We start from the raw sequence: 17,163 nt of genomic DNA, 5'->3' as shown, positions 1-17,163 counted from the left end.
AAACCAGGAAATTGTTCCTCATTTAATCTTTTAAATCGATGCTATATAATGATATTTTATGGATACCGCTTGTTTAGCGACATAAAGAGCAATGTTATGCCATTTACGTCGCACTTATATTATTTAATCAAGCTTAATGGAATAGGAATAGGAATTAAAACCATCGTAGTCTATGCCATTATAACTCATGCCATGACAAGAGGCTCTCACGGAGGGATGCATCATATAAGGGCCATCTTTAATATCTAGGACACACCAATTATAAGCATCATAGGCAACAGTCACATGAGCATAACCTGACTTGCACTGTACTGTATCTCTTATTTCAAAACTTCTCGGACCGATAACATTTAAATAAATATCTGAACTACTATGTGCACTGACAATAAAAATACCAGGATGCGCACTATCGTCGAGATGGAAATAGTCCCGATAACCACATAAACCCTGACTTGCTTGAGCATTCGTAAGCGCTAAACCACCCAATAAACATAACACTACTTTCTTCATGTGCGAGCCTTCCTTAACAGTAACAGTAAAAGAGAATTCGAATTATAGGGAAATGAAATTTGCGACACAACCATTTAGAGTACTAACTGTTTATTTAATAAAATATCAGAATAAAAATCAGCTCGTATCTTGTGCAAAAAAATTGAATAACAACAATCGATTAGACCTAAAAATATAAAAAGACTGGTCTATAATAAAAGTACCAGAATTCATTGGATGATGACTATGAACAAATGCAAATTGAGCCCCGTCGCGTTGGGTTTAAGCTTAGGTGTTTTGTGGGGTCTTTCTGTGCTAATCCTCGGATTGATTGCCACTTATTATTCTTACGGAAAACCTTTCGTTGCCTCAATGGGCGCTTTATACATAGGTTATGAGCCTACAGTTTTAGGAAGCCTACTTGGTGGTCTAATTGCCTTTATTGATTCATTTATAGGTGGCTTCCTTATTGCGTGGCTTTATAATTTGTTTAGCTGTTGCTGCCGAAAGAAAGACTCTTCTGAGTAATTCCTCACTCAGTAGCTGAACTCAAAGCTTCTTGTTTTTGTAAACTCGGAGTGATGAGTCTCGCTTTCAATGAGGCTTAGGGCGTCTTTAAATGCTTCTGTCTCCAAGCATTCTTTGGTGTCTTTGTAACTTATAGAAGCCAGTTCCTTGTATGCACTCATTTCACAACTATTCGCATTGTTACTTATCTGCGTCCATGACCAGATGGCATACCACCAACCAACAACAGGCTTATATAACTCAAACCATGCACGGATAGCTTCGCTGTAAGTGCCAAAATAACTTTTAATGAACAGTTGAGTTAACTCTTCAGAAGGATTGAACTCTCTAAGGAAATAAACCAAATCTATTAATTTATCATTGTTGGCTGAATATTCCCAATCGAGTAAATTCATCGCCTCTTTCTGTGATTTTTTAGAGACTAAGAAATTACTTAATGTTGTATCATTGTGGCAAGGACTCAGTGGGATTTTATAACAACTGACTACCTGCCCTATCTTTATCATCATTTGCTCAATCACATCAACATCATCTGGCAGAATACTAGGCGCTTTCTTTTTTAGAATTTCTAACAATTTGCTATTACGCGAAAAGATATTGATTTCATTGCGAAAAAGAGGGGAGCGATGCAACGCTTTCAATAAAGTAGCCACCGTCTGCAGAATTACAGGTTCCTTTGCCAATACTTTGTTAAGCGGCTTATTATTTTCTAAATAGCGTGTTAACTGCAAACCATCCTTCGGATCAAAAAAATCAATTGCCACGTTAAGTTCTAGCTCAGCAGCCTGCTTGGCATTATAAGCCTCATCATCTCTATTAATAAATGCCGATGACCCTTCTCCAGGCACACGTAATACCCATTTGGTCTGCTTTTTTAACTTTATTTTAAAAGTGCAATTAGTCATGCCTCCGGACATTGGGGAGATCCCTAATTGCGCAAGGGTATAAGGGGCTAATAGCGGAACACGCTGTATCGCTGGCATTAGAGACATATTCACTTTTGTTTTTTCAGCAACGTCTTTCCAGGTTTTATTAACCAAGCGAAACCGGTTTAAATCATCGAGGGAAGTAAGACTCAGAATATAAATACAAACTCGTTTGGGTATGACTTTGCCAGAGCCAAAAAAGCTTTCCTTCATGCAAGACCTCCTAGCTACTTGAGAGATATTATGCTTACCCTCAAAGCGATAAGCAATTTGGCGACTCATTCTGTCCTAATTTGATACACTCGCCATTTTAACAGAGTTGCCTTGCAATATTAACCGCAAAATTAAACCATAAAGCGGTACAAAGGAAATTAAACTTATTCCCAATTTAAAAATAAGATCAACGGTGGCAATTTCTACCCAATTATTACTTAGAAAAATATTTGAACTATGATAGAAAGCGATGAAAAAGAAACAATAGGTATCGAAAAAATTGCCAAAAATATTAGAGACACTTGGGGCTACCCACCATTTTTGTTGTCTTCTTAATTTTTGAAATACGATGATATCTAGAAGCTGTCCCACTACATAAGCACTCACACTAGCCAAGGCTATTCGCAAAGCCACTGGATTATAGGCCCACAAGTCATTATGAGCATAGGCATTGGAAATAAAATAAGAGCAAAAGAGTCCTGGCAACATTGCTGCATAAACGACTCTTCTTGCAACTTGTTGTCCCAAAAGTCTCGTAGTTAAATCCGTAAAAATAAAAATTAAAGGATAACTAAAAGCACCCCAAGTTGTTTGGAAGCCCAAAAAAGTAAAAGGATACTGCACCAACGTATTTGATAAGCCAATAATGCCAATATGAGCAAATATTAGAAAGAAAGTTATAGGATTTACCATCTATGACATCCAGAATGTTTTTATTGTTAATCCGTGTGCTCAGGGAGAAGGGAAAAAGTCAGTGCCATCATTGCCAAGCTCTTGATCCCATTCCGCTTCATTAGCTTGGTCTTGTTGCAATTGAGCTATCCTCTCGCCAATATGTTGCTGTAGTGCTTCTACCATAGGAAGGCGACTACTCACATCTTTCCTTTCCTCTCTCCAGACTTCAATAGACACCATTAATGCTTCTAGAGCCCCAATTCTATCAAGGATAACCGACTGCGAATACCACTGAATAGCGCTATCTAACTCCTTGGTTGCCGCCGAACGCATGGAATGCCAGCCAAGATTACTCATTTCTTTCCACCAGCGATATAACTGTTGATCAGAAATTTCTACACCCGCATAGGGATTTGATTTGGAAGAAACATTTTCTTTGGAAATTTCAGGCAATTGTTGGTTTTCTTTTAGGAATTTTTCGGTTTCGGCCTTTTGCTCTTTCAGCCATTCTCCGAGTACTTTAACTTGAGATGAACGGCTACTATCTCGTCTCATGATGGCATGCATATATTGCCAATTTTGTACTTGCAGAGAAAGTTTTTGTAATGCTTCATATCTTGCCTTGGCGTTTTGCAACTCAAAATTATCAATTATTTCTGATAATGCTGCGATACTCGCATCCAATTGTCGCGTTTGGTGACCCGATAAGAAACTTAAGCCATTTTTGTCACGGACTTCTTGCCACCATGACTGTAAGCTTTTCTTTTTACTATCTTTATCTTTTTGCATTAATAAAGCACGGAAAGCGGCTTCATCATCATCAGAATTTCGTTTAAAAAAGCGCATACACATCAATAATTGATTAACTAGATCAAATATAACACAATTATTAAGGCAATTACAACTCCTCCTGTTTCTTAAAAAATCAAAAAACCTAGAGCATTACCGACTTATTCCTAACTGAACCTCGTCTTCTTCCAATTGCCATCCATGTTCTTTAGCCAGTATGGAAAACTCATCAACACTTTTAGGAGTTGACCAAAAATGGAGTGGATTACGCTTTATTTGACAAATTGCCATTGTTTCTTTTAAAAAGAACGACATATCGTGAGATTTACCGTCATTTTCCAACAGTTGATCCTGTATTGTTCGCAATAATTTAGTTTTTTTAGAACCAATCCCTGAAATCCAGCGCCCAGCACTTTTATTTTCAATATTACTAATAATTCTTTCAATGCTAAGGAATAACTTTACTCTTCCTTCATCCTTTAGCTGCTCAGGCAATGCCTGTAAAACAACCTGCAAAGCACTCGCATTATCGCTAACCCGCGATAGAAGATTTCCCCCCTGTGTTTTTTTTTCTCTGATAGCGGGGAGACGCTTTTCTTCTGGGAGTGCCTGCAAGAGAATTTCTAAAGACCGTGAAGAAAACTGGTTTGCTGCTAAATGAAGTAATGAAATTTCATCAAAAGTCGTTGTAATAACTTCAAAACGGTCTTTTTCAGGCAAGTTTTGCACCATAATTTCCAAAGAATCAGGATAATCAACGGCCCTGTACAAAGCGCTCCACTCATGAGGAGTTGCCATTGCAAGCAAATACTCCGATTTGGGCAATAGCTGCAGTGCTACTTGTATTAATCGTGGAGAACTGACTGCTTCATAAAAAGCATTCTCGCAAGTTAGTACTTTAAGGCGATTCTCAGGCTCTACACTTTTTAAAACCTCGGAAAATAACTCTTCACTATCACTCAAAACAGCAAACCTCAATAAATCATCGACCGACCCCAATTTTTCCTTATTTGCCCAAACTGCCTGATAAAACGCATGCTTTTGTTCATCATCCAAGAGACCATTTTTTATTTCTCTCGCGAGTTTAGAAGGTAATGGGTATTTATTAATTATTGTCTCTTGCAGCAGTGCCGCATAAAGCGAAGGAGGTACAGTTCTTAGGAGATTTATATAATCACTTGAGTGATTAATCTCAATAAAAGGCAACAGTTGTTTTACATAATATACCGGCAAAGCGGCGTTCAACCATGTTTCACCATGCATAGTCGGTAAACTGTTCTTTCGATATTGACGATAGAGAGCCTCTCGTTGCTCTGAAGTGAGATGGGGGTAAGCATTCAGAACTGCCTTATTGTTAGAGTTTTCCAATATACTTATTAATCGCCCTGAAGCAATTTCAACACATCTTCCCTGAGTCAAATCATCAATGACCTCACTTAGCACCTCATCGTCCGTACCGGTCAATGCCAAAACCTCCTCCTTGAACTCCTCAGGTAACGCTTTCAGATAATTAAGAAAATCAGTAAATGCCCGCTCAGCACCAATTGTTGCATAAGTTTGACCTGTTATAGACTTACCATTTGTAATTAAGCCCTCGACTAAAGAAGAAATAGCTTCTTTAGGACTCTGTGCCACACCATCTGCAATCTGTAACTGGATTAATAGCATGCTAAAAGACGTATTATGTTGATAAAGATTAGCAACCAAAGTTGGGTAATTTCTTTTAAGCTCCCGATAGAATGTTTTATGCAGATGAAAATCTAAACTGGCAATTTCTCTAAGATCAATAAGAAAAGATCGATAAATAACAAAGTTTGCCAGTTCTTCCCTTTTAGCCAACGCATTAAGGTCCGTCACTTTTTTTTCATGGAATTTAACTTTGAGTCGTTGGCTATTCGGTTTTACTGGCTCTGGCAGATAGAACTCTGGCTCAATGACGATCATCTTTTCAGGAAGTAATATGGAAAGCCTCTCCCCCAGCTCTTGCTCGCCAAATAATACTTCTGCCATTTCCCAATAAAGGTTATTACAAGCTCCATAAAGGTCTTCGTAAAAACTTAACTGCGAATCCTCGTTAACGCGTGCACGCTCAAAACAACGATTTTTAAAGTGTTCAGCAAAATTATCAGCATCAAGCTCCAAAAGACGATTTAATATCGCAATTTCTTCTGTTAGCTCATACAAAAATACGTGTAATTTAAGATTAGAACAATCCAGAGGCGTGTCTGCATAACTATCTACTAATCGTTGTGCTTCATTTAGCAGGGTTTTAATGGATTCTAAGTTTTTTATAGTCATGGCAAAATCAAATAAATCAAAAATTGCTCATCCTAACACATTGCCGTGAGCTTTTCTGCAAACAAATAAACCAGACTTAAATCTAGCCTTTTGCTGCACGAAACCAATTTAAAGCAATTAACGTAGCACTATCCTTAATAGCCATCTCATCCATTAGCTGATAAACTTTTGCACGCATTACAAGTTGAGTTTTTATTTCCTCCTCTCCCTGGACGCCATAAATTCCTGTTTTAGGAATCCCTGCCACCTCGGTATAATAGATGTAACATTTTTCCGTCATTAATCCGGGACTTTTATAAGTAATTGCAATGGGAATAAGCCGCTTTACGCTAAGTCCAGTCTCTTCAAACACCTCTTTTCGTGCAGTCTCCTCAGGCCCACTGTTCTTATCAATAGTGCCTGAGACACATTCAAGAATAAAAGGGTCATCTTGGCTGTCATTGAAATATACCCCAATACGAAATTCCTGACAGAGAAGGAAGCTATCATTTTCCGGAACATAAATGAGCACAAGGATAGAGTCTGCACTATGAACTAATTCGCGATTAGTCGCTTTAATAAATGCTATGGATGAATTGAAACTTGGTATTTCCAAATCATATTTAGTAATTTTTAAATAGCCTTCGTATGACTTTTCTTTTAAAGTATATTTCGCTTTTCTGCTCATTCTCTTTATTTATGTTCAGGTCAGTTAAAATTATACTAATCAACAAACTAAATAAATTCAGCTGTTTTTTACCAGGAATTATTTTTTTAATTACAGGCAATGTTTATCCAAACTGTAATCCCCCATATTGATACAGGCATTCAAAAGATTATTGAAAGCGATAGGATAAAATACAAAATTCCCGACATTGAAGTTAGCATCAGCTGCCCTGATGAGAAATCTCCTCATGATTTTGTGAGCGGGTCAACCACAATAGACGCAGAAACGCCCATAAACCCTGAACACTTATTTCAGATTGGTAGTGAAACCAAGTCCTTCATTGCCGCAATTATCCTGCAACTGGAAGATGAATGGCGCTGTCTTGTCCCCCCCCCCAAATGGCAAAGTTAAATGACGGTCGTGGATGCCACGTTACTGAATTCGACCAAACGAATTTACTATGGCTTGGGTATTATGCACGATTATGACACTTTTAAAGAGGAGGCTTGGTGGCATAGTGGTGGTACCTTAGGCTATAGCGCTCTCATGGTATGGTTAAAAGGTCGCAATATAATCATTACCGCCAATATTAATCACATTAGTACAACAAAAGATATTTACGATCTCATGAAAGATTTGACTACTTTCATGCAGAATCAGATTGACTAGTTGCAAAGCAACACCCCACACACTTCCTGTATAAAAACAAGCTTCAGCAGCATCACCCAAGAAGAGTTCTTACCTACACCATAAGCAAATTACGCTTTTATGTTATCGCGAATTACTAATTTTTATAATCAACTCATCGCCAGTGCCCTTCACTTAATACGCAATAGAATGACTACAATTATTTTGCGCAATTAATATCCTTAATGTTCACTTAATGGAATGTCTGTAAAATGTACAAAATATAGGCAATTTCGTTAAAGGGGCATCACTTGAAAACTCAACTTTTCCTTACCAATCATGGAATAATCCACCCTATAGCTGTTATTTGTGACGATAAAGATCTGGATAATATAATTACATTATTTAGTCTTTTCCAATCATCTCCTGCTTGTGAGAAAGCGCTCTCAGTACTCTCTAACACACCCAATGTAAAAATTGATTTCACACGAGATAACTTAAAATTTCAGGGACAATGGTTAGCAGATAAAAAGGAAATTCATATTAAAAATAATTTATCCTTAGAGAAAACCCTACAGACGTTTATCTTCGAGTTATGTAATGCAAATAATCCTGCCTTAGTAAGCAGTAAACTGAAGTATTCAAATTTTTTAACGGCAGATGCCTATGCCACCTACATTGAAACAGCAGAACATCAATCATTTAAGATGGCAGTCACATTATATTTAGAAATCCTCTCCCGAAATAATGATGCGCTTAAACAACCAAGTGATATTGAAGTAAAGGGATTAAAAATGCTATTTGGGGACGAAACCTATTTAGCTTACGTTAAGCAAAATGGCCATTATGATTATTATGTTAAGGGTTACATTCAAGCCATGCAGAAAAGAAATAGTTTTTTTGTTGAACAGCAATCCACAAGTCTTGTTGCCGACCCCTCGTCGCTCCCAACTGAAAACGAGATTTTTGGTATGAAGTAATGAGATAACATCAATTACTTCATTAGCCTAGAACATTAGAATTATGCTAGTAATCAATAAGTCCAATAAGCTTTTTGCGCATAAACTAAAGATGGCGCTTTTGCTGGGTGTTGCTCTGCTCCAACTATCATTCAAGCGCATGCAATCCCTGGATCAATTGTTGCTTATTTTGCTGCTATACTAACTTAAATGTGCAAAAACGGAACTTCATAATGAGGAAAAGAGCCGAAAAACCCCTACCCTCGAAGCAACAATACACACTACTACTAGAAACCTATGCTCGTGATGCAATGAAATTTTTAATGCTGCGCCAAGAGGAACAGTATTTGGCAACAATCAATCAGTTAGCAAAAGCTTGCGCCAATCTAATTAATTATCATAATCATCCCGTAGAAGAAGTAGTAAAACAACTACAAACAACTATGAATCAAGCTTATGAAGCTAATCAACAAAGTGTTACCGAGCGAATTAATCAATACAAAGAACTTAGAAAAAGCATCAATGTACATACGTTTCATGGCAAACAAGAGAATGCGCGTCTCATAGCCAATATTGATGCCTTGCAGAAATATCAAAAAACACCGCTTGCCGACATTATTCTTGATGTAATAACTGACAGTTTCGTCAAAGCACGACAAGAGCATGAAGCTGAAATTGAGCAAGGGGAATTTCTTACCTCTGATTTTAGTCCGAATATTCCCCCTGGATAATATTACCTATCCATCACTACATCGTTGTCATTGACCCAAGGTTGTTTTCTGTAGTGGTTTCCGGCTCTAAATAACTTCGCCCTAAGAGAGAACAAAGTTGCTGTTTGTCCTCCGTTTTTAAATATGCGGCAACAGCTTCCAAAGGATTGTAATAAGTCTCTTCGGTGGCTGACCCATTATCTTGCAGTTCTGAGGTTAGATTGAGATCAATCTCAAAATTATCAACGACTGCCATATAAAGGCTATTTAATAATATTTTTGCTTTCCTAACTTTTTGCAGCAGGGACTCTTCATCAAGGTCTCTTGGTATCGACAATAGTGACCATGCGTAACCTAGCCAACCGCTTATTTTTGACTGAGCTTTTTTGGGAGTAACGTTTGCGAATGCTTCATAATGCTCACGAATACGTGCAATTAAATTTTTGCGATAATCTTCGTAGCATGGTGATAATTCTGCATTGATAAACAACCACTCCAGGCGCTGCAATTTGCTCACTACTGATTTTACTTCAGCACAATATTCCTCAGGAAGCTTTAATAAATTGCGGGTGTCCTCTGATAAAAACTCAACTTCTTGTGGAGGAAGGGTCCAATATAATTTGACATCAGGATTATTGCCATCGCGATAATAAACCTCTTGCCCAGAATGTTTTTTATGAGTACTTAATGGCCCACTACTATGTAGAAAAATAGATTCCATGCTACCACTGTATCTAGGAACAGCTTTATGTTTCCCATTTTCCGTTAAGCGATTAATTTGCTCCTCAGTTAAAATACCATCCAAGAGCGACAATACTTGCGATTTACACGTGTGAGATTGGTTAAGATTAGGGCCCCAAAATGACATAGAAAGATTTAGTTCAAAAGGCTTTAGTCGTGGTAAACGTCCTTCTTGTTGCGCTCTAATCTTTTCCAAAGTGAATATATGTGTAGAGAATTGTTCATGGGGATAGATTCTTGTTTCTTCAGGCGGTTTTCCTTTAAGGGCTAAAGGCTCAACAATTTCCCTAATTGCCTTTTCTTGATTTGTAGCCATATCGGCACATTTTTGTTGTAGCAATTTAAATTTATCTTCAGTTAACTCAAAAGTTTGTCCATGCAAACCACATCCTGCATCGAGAAATCGCACCTCCTCATGACGAAGCATGCCATGGTTTCCCTGTAGATCGAGATCTAAGCCCACTTTAATTTTTAATTTGCCTAGGAATGAGTCGCGGGAGCCCGTCGTAGGGACACCATAAAAACCCCACTGATCAGTAATTTCCATTTTTCCTTCTGGCTCATCGAGGCGGGATAATAAAAGACAGCTGTGCCAAAAAGGATTACTACCCACTTGTTGATCAAGTACACAGTAAGTGACCGCAAATTTCATAGAACCATCCTTGTATGTTGAGTTGCATTGCATTTATTTAAAATACCAAACGACTCTCTCAGCAAACTCTATTTTGAATGAAGAGCTATCTGAGTAACTTGACTTCCTTGCTGTTCTAATGAAATTAAAAGTTATTTTTTATCCTGTCAATCTTAATAAAATACAGACCTAATGAATCACCATTGTCTTATCATTTGCAAAGACAATGGCAATAAAACTATTACAGAGAATACCTTGCGGCAGCTTCTGCTCCTTGAGTTACATTTCCTGCGCTATAAGAGTGCGCGCCACTGCCAGCAAGTTTACCTTTATCAACAATTAAATATTCATCACGAATGGGGCGTTTATCAAAATAACATTCAATAATTTCACGTACGCCAGCAGCATAGCGCGCTTGGGCGGAGAGAGTTGTTCCTGCCACATGGGGAGTCATCCCATGATGAGGCATCGTACGCCAGGGATGATCTTTAGGTGCCGGCTGTGGGAACCAAACATCACCTGCATAACCTGCAAGATGCCCTTCTTTAAGTGCGTTGACAACGGCATCACGATCGCAGATTTTGCCCCGCGCGGTATTTACGAGGTATGCCCCACGCTTCATTTTGCTAATCAGTTGCGCATTAAAAAGATGCTCTGTCTCAGGGTGCAAAGGACAACAGAGTGCCATTATGTCACATACAGAAACCATAGATTCAATCTGGGCATGATACGATACCCCTAGCTCGCTTTCGATTTTTTCTGACAAACGATGGCGATCCGTATAATGCAGCTTTACACCAAAAGGCTTTAATCGTTGCATAGTCCCTAAACCGATGTGTCCAGCACCCACAATGCCAACAGCCATTCCTTCAATGTCATAAGCCCTGGCAACACAGTCGGCAATATTCCATCCTTTATCAATAACCCATTGGTGCGAAGGCAGATAGTTTCGTGCCAGGGTTAATATCACCATGACATTGTGCTCAGCTACACTGTTACTGTTGCAATAAGTAACTTCAGCGACAGTAATCCCCCTGGTCATCGCTGCTTGAAGATCAACATGATCAGAGCCAATACCCGCCGTAATTGCCAATTTTAAATTTTTCGCCTTAGCAATGCGCTCAGCCGTAAGATACGCGGGCCAAAAAGGTTGTGAAATAACAATCTCCGCGTCTTCTAATTCTTTTTCAAAACGAGAATTAATACCCTCTTTGTCGGCCGTTACAATAAAATTATGACCTTGCTCTTCAAGAAATTTACGCAGACCAAGCTCACCTGAGACGGAGCCCAACAATTGCCCTGGCTTAAAATCAATCTGCTTCGGCGTTGGTAACGTTTGGCCATTGGGATAACACTCAAGCCTAGGAATACTATCGCGTGCATAAGACTTTGGGTAACCATCAACGGGATCTTCATAGAGAACACAAAGGATCTTTGCCATATACTTTCCTTGTATGACTGATTGGAGGAATATTAGATTACCTTTTCAAAAAATAACTTTCTACACTCCCGGCTATTTTTCATACAACTCAATAGGTAAATTGTCCGGATCAAAAATAAAGGTGAAGTTTTTTGCGGTTATTTCGTCTCGTCTTATTGCTTCTGCTGGCACGCTCATCATCAATAAATTCTTAACAACCCCATGTAAGTTATCGACTTCAAAAGCCAAGTGTCTTAAACCAGTAGCTTCGGGTCTTGATAATCGCTGTGGCGGCGTAGGAAAAGAAAAAAGTTCAATAATATATTGCCCATGAAGAGCAAGATCCAATTTATAAGATTGTCGCTCTGCCCGATACGTTTCACGAATGATTTCTAACCCTAAAATTTTTGTATAGAAATTTTTTGATTTCTCATAATCAGAACAGATAATTGCCGTATGATGAATTCGATTAAGCATAGTCTTTTTAAGTTGAGCAAGAAAACTATTTTATACCATCCACTTGGATCATAAACCACTTCTTAAGCCTTACTGCTTTGCCATTGCAAATCGAAACACAAAGCGACAACCAGATTTATCTCCTTTTCGAAGCCGATTGTAAAAGTTTTCCGTTGGAATTTTAGGCTCTAATCATAACTGGTTTACATTTGCTTAAGTAGGCGTAGTAATAATTGTTCTTGCGAAGCCTGCATCAATTACTCCAGATTTTTATTAAATTCACCATACCACGATGAATACCCTCCACAACCGCCTCAAGCAGCGTACTGCAGTTAAACGCTTCACGAATATTTTTTAAATACCTCTCCACCGTATAAGGGCTTATTTTAAGCACTTGGGCAATCTGTTTTGCCGTTTTTCCTTATCATTCTTCTTTAGTAAGATGAATTATTTTATATCATTGTTGACAAATAATAGGCAATTAGTTAAAGTATCACCCTGCTTCTGGCTAAATATTACCAGTGCTGCAACAAGTCTTCTCCCTAAGGAAAATTAGGAGAACTGAATAGGTTTCTAGATTTAATGAATGAACGGGTTTGTTGCTAGATGAGGTGAGTCATCAGAATGGTTTCTGATGATAACTTTGTTTAGTAACTACAAATCTGTTTTTGCTTTCAAATTGTTTTCACTCACTTCATCACTTTATTTTTTAGTATCTAACAGCAAGGTGAAGATGATGCAAGACAAATTTAGATTCCTTGGCCAATTACCTCAAGAGATGGGGATTGAAACAGCCGCCCATTTAGCCACTCCTGATTTAATAAGACTTTCTATGACATCAAAGGGACATAGGGCTTTTTTTAAGCCAGTATTAGAAGAACGCAAAGTGTTACAAAAATTCATACATCATCTTGTGCGTGGAGAGCATAATGCAGTGAAAGAGATGTTAAAGAAAGACATCAATTTAATGGTTAAAAGGGACCAAGTAACCGATTGCTCCGATCGTACGTTTCCGTTTATAAGTGGTTTTGAATATGCGCTTTGGGCCCTCGATAAACATATGTGGACGATGATGCTCGATTGTCTACCTAAAAATGAACAAGGTAACAAAATATTTGTACAACTGCTTTCTCAATACAACAGAGTGAACACAGACGGCGTAACTTATAGACTTCATGGAAAAACAATCACTGAAAAGCATTTTGATTTTAAGAATACCATTATTAAAGAGCTGCAAACGCAAACGAATTTTATAATGGCTTCCTATTGGAATACCATCAGTTACACGCAGTGGCTAGAAGGTGTTGGTGGTGCACAAAAGCTATTGCCGATGCATGTGGTTGATGAATACTGCTCCAGTGAACCTTTTTATACTGGACCACAATTTACCTCACAGCCAAAATCATCGAGACAATTTTTTAATTGGATGACTGGGAAGTATGAAAATTGGTTTGGGCCTGATTCTCAGTTAGCTATTGATTTTGCAATAGTTAAAGTGGAAGAAGCCCAGGCTTGGTGGGACTGGCGTGGCTGGGGCGAGGATGGCGGATGGCGGGCGCTACAAACCGATGTAGATGCCATGACAGTATTATGTGAAGTAAGAATGCAGGATTTTATCAATCTTAAATCACAACTTGAAGAGCAGGTGACTTTGAATAATTGTCACCAAATTGCTCAGATTGTACCGCGTTAACCGCATGTCGATGAAAAGCCCGGCGGCGTAAGCCGCTACATACTTCATTCCAATATGAGCCCCAAAACCATAAAAGCAGATTCTGGCATAACCAAAGATAGCATACTTCAGTTCTCAAGGCTAAAGCCACAATTATTGTGCCAAAGTTGTTTTCAAAATATCTAGTTCTTCAGCAATTTTTTCACAGGATAATTCATTTTTTGCATCTTAAGCCTTACTGCTCTACTTTTGCAAATCGTTTTCAAGCTAACTAGACTCTAAGTACAATAGATGGCTGGAAATTTTTATGCTCGATTTAGGTCAGTTAATCATGGTAGCTATTTGTGGTTTCCTACTCTGGGTAGTCAATGAAATTACGATGCATCCACTCATTAATTGGGGTCTTAATTGCTTGCTATTAGTTATGATAGTTATTTACATCATGCAATTTCTCGGTGTTGTAAAAAATGTATTACCCTCTATCAGGCTATTTTAGTGAAAACATCAAAGGCTAAGTAAAAATAATGAGAACCCCCATTCAATTTTTAAATCAATGGTTGCAGGAAGAGCGGGCAGCTGGAACCTTGAATCCGCAACAAGCCGTTCTTTGTACAGCAACCAAACAAGCTTTACCTCATGGACGTGTGGTTGCCATTCGTGAAATTAATGAGGAAGGATTATTATTTTTTACGCAACAAGGAACTCGTAAAGTTACGGAATTAACGCAAAACAGTCATGCAAGCCTTGTTTTCTGGTTTGAATTATTGCAGCGTGAAGTCATTATTGAAGGCGTTACGGTTGCTTTAACAGCATCAGAGAATCAACATTATTGGCAAAGTTATCCGCGAGAAGCACAAATTCGCTTCTATAGCTATGCACCCACATCGTCGCAACCCATCTTTAGGAAAGAGTTACTGGAAGATAGAAGAAGACAAATCACACAGGATTATGCTGATAAATCCTTGCCTATGAGTGAGTTTTACTGTGGTTTTCGTTTACAGCCCCACCGTATCGTGTTTTATGCCTATCGCACAGATGAATTGTCCGATGTGTTCGAATACAGTCAGGCCAATGGTTGGCAAGCGCAGTTACTATCACCCTAATGCTTTTTGCCTTTAGTTTTGCACATTGGGATGTGTAGGGAATTTTTTGCCCACTTGTTCCAAGGTCTGGAAATTTTCACCATCGACGACGATATAACCTGTCGCATCGTTTTTAATTGTATTAAATGTCGCTCTACCATTTTTTTCAATGTGCTTTAAATAAGCTTGAGACACATATCTCCCTGTTTCCAAATAGCGCTCTTTTGCCCGCGCAACGGCAACACTTAAAGGCGTTTTTACATAGACGATATAAATTTGATAATGCATGGACTTTAATTTCGCAAAAAATTCTTCATAAAAATCCGTAGCAGTCATACTTGAATCATAAACTAAATTATATCTACATGGGCTACCTAGACGGTTCAAAATAGCGAGGACAATATCTCTGACTTCAGCCTGAGTACTCTCAACATTCCATCCTTTATATTCAGGAAGCTTGGCTCGAATAGCATCTGGGTCAATCATAATAAAATTTTGTGAATTAACCCAGGGAAGCTTTTCTTGCAAATAAGTTGACTTCCCTGAGCCAGGAAAACCACCGGTGAAAATGGCCATTGGCTTTTGCACTTGGCAAGGTGATGTTTTTACAATTTCATCAATAATTTTATTATGTAATTGCTGCCGTGCTGCAGCATATTGCTGCGTCTTATTATTAAAAAAAAGAGATTTTGTTGACGGGGCTTGTTTAATACATTGCTCAAGAATATTAATAGCTTGAGAATCAATCCTTAATTGTCCTTGTTCATTGACTGGCGGGCAAATAAGCTGTTGTGCATTGCTAAAGCCGCCCCAAAACAATAGATGCAAAATAATCACTGACTTCAGCATCTTGCTCATGACATCGCCCCTTTCGTAATTGTTCCTAAACTCCATGTATTAGACTTGTGTAAACCACAAGTTAATGCTTTCTACCAAGGTAGGATGAGCAAACATTACGTCGCGAAGTTTCTGATAAGGCATTCCCAGTTCCATAGCAAGTTGGATAACCCCTAAGATTTCGCCCGCTTCAGCGCAAAAAATAGCAACACCCAGAATTTGACCGGTTTTAGCATCAATCACGGCCTTTAAGAGACCCGCCGTTTCACCTTGAGTTTTTGCTCGTGGAATCACCGCAGCTGGAATTTTAGCAATTTTAATTGAATAACCCTGAGCTAAAGCTTGGTCTTCAGTTAATCCTATTCTCGCTAATTCAGGATCGAGAAACACGGTATATGGGATCAAACGGCCTTGTGAAGATTGCTTATTGGTAGGATTTTTTAAATTATGCTTTAACAAGCGATAATCATCCAACGATAAATGAGTAAACTGCGCGCCTCCCTTCACGTCCCCTAAAGCCCAAATCCCGGGGGCTGAGGTTTCCAAGAATTCATTGACTTTAACAAATCCTCTTTCATCCAAACTAACATCGGTTTTAGCTAAATCGAGCTCCTTAGTATTTGCTATGCGGCCAACGGCCATTAACAGGTGACTGCCTCGGAGAATCTCCGTTTTACCTTGTCGACTAACCTCAACTGCCACCCCATCTTTCTCTTCAAAAAGGCGGTTAATCTTGGTATCCAAGGCAAAGTTAATACCCTCCTGAGTTAATACTTGCAGTACTTGCTCAGCAATATCTCTGTCTTCGCGATTAATAAATTCACTACTTGCCTCGATTACGGTGACTTCTGCCCCAAAGCGACGAAAAATTTGTGCAAATTCCAGACCGATGTATCCCCCACCAACAATGAGTAAATGTTGCGGTACCTCATCAATATTCATTAAGCTATCGTTCGTGTAATACTTGATTTGCTCAACCCCAGGGATAGGAGGAACAAAAGGAAGTGCACCGGTATTAATAATAATTTTATCTGCCGTTACCTCTAATCGGGTTTGTCCCTCGCGTGGCGTAGATAGATTTACTTCCAGTGTTTTATGGCCAATAAAACGTCCCCGGCCTAATAATAAATCCATACCCGAATCTAGAAATTGCTTTAAATTTGCTTCACGCATACCCTGAACAACACTATCCTTTCTTGCCCGAACTGCTTTAAAGTCGATTTCATCTAAATGTGCTTGTAAGCCATATTTTTTTGCCTCATGACAGTAATGGGCTATTTTTGCAGATTGAACGAGTGTTTTCGTGGGTATACAAGCGACATTGATGCAGGTTCCACCAATCTGATTGTCCTCAATCATAGCGACTCGTTGGCCACTTTTGGCAAGATCCATCGCCAGAGTTTTACCGCCTTTACCACCGCCCAGTATAATAGCGTCATATTGTAGAGCCATATAAATCTCCAT

Annotated in this window: 18 protein-coding genes and 1 pseudogene; 7 read left to right on the top strand and 12 right to left on the bottom strand. The window is 38.7% G+C overall.

Annotated features, from left to right (window positions below; all coding sequences use genetic code 11):
* Window positions 1-123: 123 nt before the first annotated feature.
* Complete coding sequence (locus tag Lbru_RS00570; protein ID WP_058440238.1) at window positions 124-510, bottom strand: hypothetical protein; 387 nt, start codon at window positions 508-510, stop codon at window positions 124-126.
* Between the two features lie 225 nt (window positions 511-735).
* On the opposite strand from Lbru_RS00570, the gene Lbru_RS00565 reads away from it, so the two are divergent.
* Window positions 736-1,017 (top strand): bacteriophage holin, encoded by a 282-nt coding sequence (locus Lbru_RS00565; protein WP_058440237.1) that lies wholly within the window; start codon window positions 736-738, stop codon window positions 1,015-1,017.
* An 8-nt stretch (window positions 1,018-1,025) separates the two neighbouring features.
* Here Lbru_RS00565 and Lbru_RS00560 read toward each other — a convergent pair whose 3' ends face one another.
* The 5 genes from Lbru_RS00560 to Lbru_RS00540 form a co-directional block, all read right to left on the bottom strand.
* On the bottom strand, window positions 1,026-2,156 hold the full coding sequence (locus Lbru_RS00560; RefSeq protein WP_058440236.1) for a choline/ethanolamine kinase family protein: 1,131 nt from the start codon (window positions 2,154-2,156) through the stop codon (window positions 1,026-1,028).
* Between the two features lie 75 nt (window positions 2,157-2,231).
* A complete protein-coding gene (locus Lbru_RS00555; protein ID WP_058440235.1) occupies window positions 2,232-2,849 on the bottom strand; it encodes a 7-cyano-7-deazaguanine/7-aminomethyl-7-deazaguanine transporter in 618 nt (205 codons plus the stop codon).
* 39 nt (window positions 2,850-2,888) lie between these two features.
* Window positions 2,889-3,677 (bottom strand): hypothetical protein, encoded by a 789-nt coding sequence (locus Lbru_RS00550; protein WP_058440234.1) that lies wholly within the window; start codon window positions 3,675-3,677, stop codon window positions 2,889-2,891.
* 96 nt (window positions 3,678-3,773) lie between these two features.
* Window positions 3,774-5,918, bottom strand: coding sequence for a hypothetical protein (locus tag Lbru_RS00545; RefSeq protein WP_058440233.1), 2,145 nt, complete (start codon window positions 5,916-5,918; stop codon window positions 3,774-3,776).
* Between the two features lie 82 nt (window positions 5,919-6,000).
* On the bottom strand, window positions 6,001-6,585 hold the full coding sequence (locus tag Lbru_RS00540; RefSeq protein ID WP_058440232.1) for an NUDIX domain-containing protein: 585 nt from the start codon (window positions 6,583-6,585) through the stop codon (window positions 6,001-6,003).
* A 99-nt stretch (window positions 6,586-6,684) separates the two neighbouring features.
* Here Lbru_RS00540 and Lbru_RS00535 point away from each other — a divergent pair, with 99 nt between their 5' ends.
* The 4 genes from Lbru_RS00535 to Lbru_RS00520 all read left to right on the top strand — a co-directional run bounded on the left by Lbru_RS00535 (window position 6,685) and on the right by Lbru_RS00520 (window position 8,881).
* Window positions 6,685-6,975: a serine hydrolase gene (locus tag Lbru_RS00535; protein WP_058440231.1), complete on the top strand. Its 291-nt coding sequence runs from the start codon at window positions 6,685-6,687 to the stop codon at window positions 6,973-6,975.
* A complete protein-coding gene (locus Lbru_RS00530) occupies window positions 6,976-7,233 on the top strand; it encodes a hypothetical protein (protein ID WP_058440230.1) in 258 nt (85 codons plus the stop codon).
* A gap of 269 nt (window positions 7,234-7,502) precedes the next feature.
* Window positions 7,503-8,171 carry a hypothetical protein gene (locus Lbru_RS00525; protein ID WP_058440229.1) on the top strand — a complete coding sequence of 223 codons (669 nt, stop codon included), beginning with the start codon at window positions 7,503-7,505 and terminating at the stop codon, window positions 8,169-8,171.
* Between the two features lie 212 nt (window positions 8,172-8,383).
* Window positions 8,384-8,881 (top strand): hypothetical protein, encoded by a 498-nt coding sequence (locus Lbru_RS00520; RefSeq protein ID WP_058440228.1) that lies wholly within the window; start codon window positions 8,384-8,386, stop codon window positions 8,879-8,881.
* Between the two features lie 16 nt (window positions 8,882-8,897).
* Here Lbru_RS00520 and Lbru_RS00515 read toward each other — a convergent pair whose 3' ends face one another.
* From Lbru_RS00515 to Lbru_RS16675, 4 genes and pseudogenes are all read right to left on the bottom strand, one after another.
* Window positions 8,898-10,253: a hypothetical protein gene (locus Lbru_RS00515; protein WP_058440227.1), complete on the bottom strand. Its 1,356-nt coding sequence runs from the start codon at window positions 10,251-10,253 to the stop codon at window positions 8,898-8,900.
* Between the two features lie 220 nt (window positions 10,254-10,473).
* On the bottom strand, window positions 10,474-11,673 hold the full coding sequence (locus Lbru_RS00510; RefSeq protein WP_058440226.1) for an NAD-dependent formate dehydrogenase: 1,200 nt from the start codon (window positions 11,671-11,673) through the stop codon (window positions 10,474-10,476).
* Window positions 11,674-11,745: 72 nt separating this feature from the next.
* Window positions 11,746-12,129: an SMU1112c/YaeR family gloxylase I-like metalloprotein gene (gene gloA2, locus Lbru_RS00505; RefSeq protein ID WP_058440225.1), complete on the bottom strand. Its 384-nt coding sequence runs from the start codon at window positions 12,127-12,129 to the stop codon at window positions 11,746-11,748.
* A 232-nt stretch (window positions 12,130-12,361) separates the two neighbouring features.
* Window positions 12,362-12,517: pseudogene (locus Lbru_RS16675) on the bottom strand (LuxR C-terminal-related transcriptional regulator); the annotation flags it as partial.
* 327 nt (window positions 12,518-12,844) lie between these two features.
* Here Lbru_RS16675 and Lbru_RS00500 point away from each other — a divergent pair.
* Both Lbru_RS00500 and Lbru_RS00490 read left to right on the top strand, forming a co-directional pair.
* Complete coding sequence (locus tag Lbru_RS00500) at window positions 12,845-13,801, top strand: hypothetical protein (RefSeq protein ID WP_058440224.1); 957 nt, start codon at window positions 12,845-12,847, stop codon at window positions 13,799-13,801.
* A gap of 503 nt (window positions 13,802-14,304) precedes the next feature.
* On the top strand, window positions 14,305-14,883 hold the full coding sequence (locus Lbru_RS00490; protein ID WP_058440222.1) for a pyridoxine/pyridoxamine 5'-phosphate oxidase: 579 nt from the start codon (window positions 14,305-14,307) through the stop codon (window positions 14,881-14,883).
* A 12-nt stretch (window positions 14,884-14,895) separates the two neighbouring features.
* On the opposite strand, the gene Lbru_RS00485 is transcribed toward Lbru_RS00490, so the two are convergent.
* Both Lbru_RS00485 and Lbru_RS00480 read right to left on the bottom strand, forming a co-directional pair.
* A complete protein-coding gene (locus Lbru_RS00485) occupies window positions 14,896-15,720 on the bottom strand; it encodes a zeta toxin family protein (protein ID WP_058440221.1) in 825 nt (274 codons plus the stop codon).
* A gap of 39 nt (window positions 15,721-15,759) precedes the next feature.
* Window positions 15,760-17,151, bottom strand: coding sequence for a mercuric reductase (locus tag Lbru_RS00480; protein ID WP_058440220.1), 1,392 nt, complete (start codon window positions 17,149-17,151; stop codon window positions 15,760-15,762).
* Window positions 17,152-17,163 lie beyond the last annotated feature (12 nt).

The sequence above is a fragment of the Legionella brunensis genome, from assembly GCF_001467025.1.
GTDB classification, from domain to species: domain Bacteria; phylum Pseudomonadota; class Gammaproteobacteria; order Legionellales; family Legionellaceae; genus Tatlockia; species Tatlockia brunensis.
This window is presented reverse-complemented; position numbering and strand designations above follow the sequence as displayed.

What these genes read in the sequence shown, in the direction of transcription:
- Lbru_RS00550 (WP_058440234.1), bottom strand. Translation starts at nt 3,677, where the DNA reads ATGCGCTTTTTTAAACGAAATTCTGATGATGATGAAGCCGCTTTCCGT.
- Lbru_RS00515 (WP_058440227.1), bottom strand. Translation starts at nt 10,253, where the DNA reads ATGAAATTTGCGGTCACTTACTGTGTACTTGATCAACAAGTGGGTAGT.
- Lbru_RS00510 (WP_058440226.1), bottom strand. Translation starts at nt 11,673, where the DNA reads ATGGCAAAGATCCTTTGTGTTCTCTATGAAGATCCCGTTGATGGTTAC.
- Lbru_RS00520 (WP_058440228.1), top strand. Translation starts at nt 8,384, where the DNA reads ATGAGGAAAAGAGCCGAAAAACCCCTACCCTCGAAGCAACAATACACA.
- Lbru_RS00480 (WP_058440220.1), bottom strand. Translation starts at nt 17,151, where the DNA reads ATGGCTCTACAATATGACGCTATTATACTGGGCGGTGGTAAAGGCGGT.
- Lbru_RS00485 (WP_058440221.1), bottom strand. Translation starts at nt 15,720, where the DNA reads ATGAGCAAGATGCTGAAGTCAGTGATTATTTTGCATCTATTGTTTTGG.
- Lbru_RS00490 (WP_058440222.1), top strand. Translation starts at nt 14,305, where the DNA reads ATGAGAACCCCCATTCAATTTTTAAATCAATGGTTGCAGGAAGAGCGG.
- Lbru_RS00560 (WP_058440236.1), bottom strand. Translation starts at nt 2,156, where the DNA reads ATGAAGGAAAGCTTTTTTGGCTCTGGCAAAGTCATACCCAAACGAGTT.
- Lbru_RS00535 (WP_058440231.1), top strand. Translation starts at nt 6,685, where the DNA reads ATGTTTATCCAAACTGTAATCCCCCATATTGATACAGGCATTCAAAAG.
- Lbru_RS00555 (WP_058440235.1), bottom strand. Translation starts at nt 2,849, where the DNA reads ATGGTAAATCCTATAACTTTCTTTCTAATATTTGCTCATATTGGCATT.
- Lbru_RS00545 (WP_058440233.1), bottom strand. Translation starts at nt 5,918, where the DNA reads ATGACTATAAAAAACTTAGAATCCATTAAAACCCTGCTAAATGAAGCA.
- Lbru_RS00540 (WP_058440232.1), bottom strand. Translation starts at nt 6,585, where the DNA reads ATGAGCAGAAAAGCGAAATATACTTTAAAAGAAAAGTCATACGAAGGC.
- Lbru_RS00565 (WP_058440237.1), top strand. Translation starts at nt 736, where the DNA reads ATGAACAAATGCAAATTGAGCCCCGTCGCGTTGGGTTTAAGCTTAGGT.
- Lbru_RS00570 (WP_058440238.1), bottom strand. Translation starts at nt 510, where the DNA reads ATGAAGAAAGTAGTGTTATGTTTATTGGGTGGTTTAGCGCTTACGAAT.
- gloA2 (WP_058440225.1), bottom strand. Translation starts at nt 12,129, where the DNA reads ATGCTTAATCGAATTCATCATACGGCAATTATCTGTTCTGATTATGAG.
- Lbru_RS00500 (WP_058440224.1), top strand. Translation starts at nt 12,845, where the DNA reads ATGCAAGACAAATTTAGATTCCTTGGCCAATTACCTCAAGAGATGGGG.
- Lbru_RS00530 (WP_058440230.1), top strand. Translation starts at nt 6,976, where the DNA reads ATGACGGTCGTGGATGCCACGTTACTGAATTCGACCAAACGAATTTAC.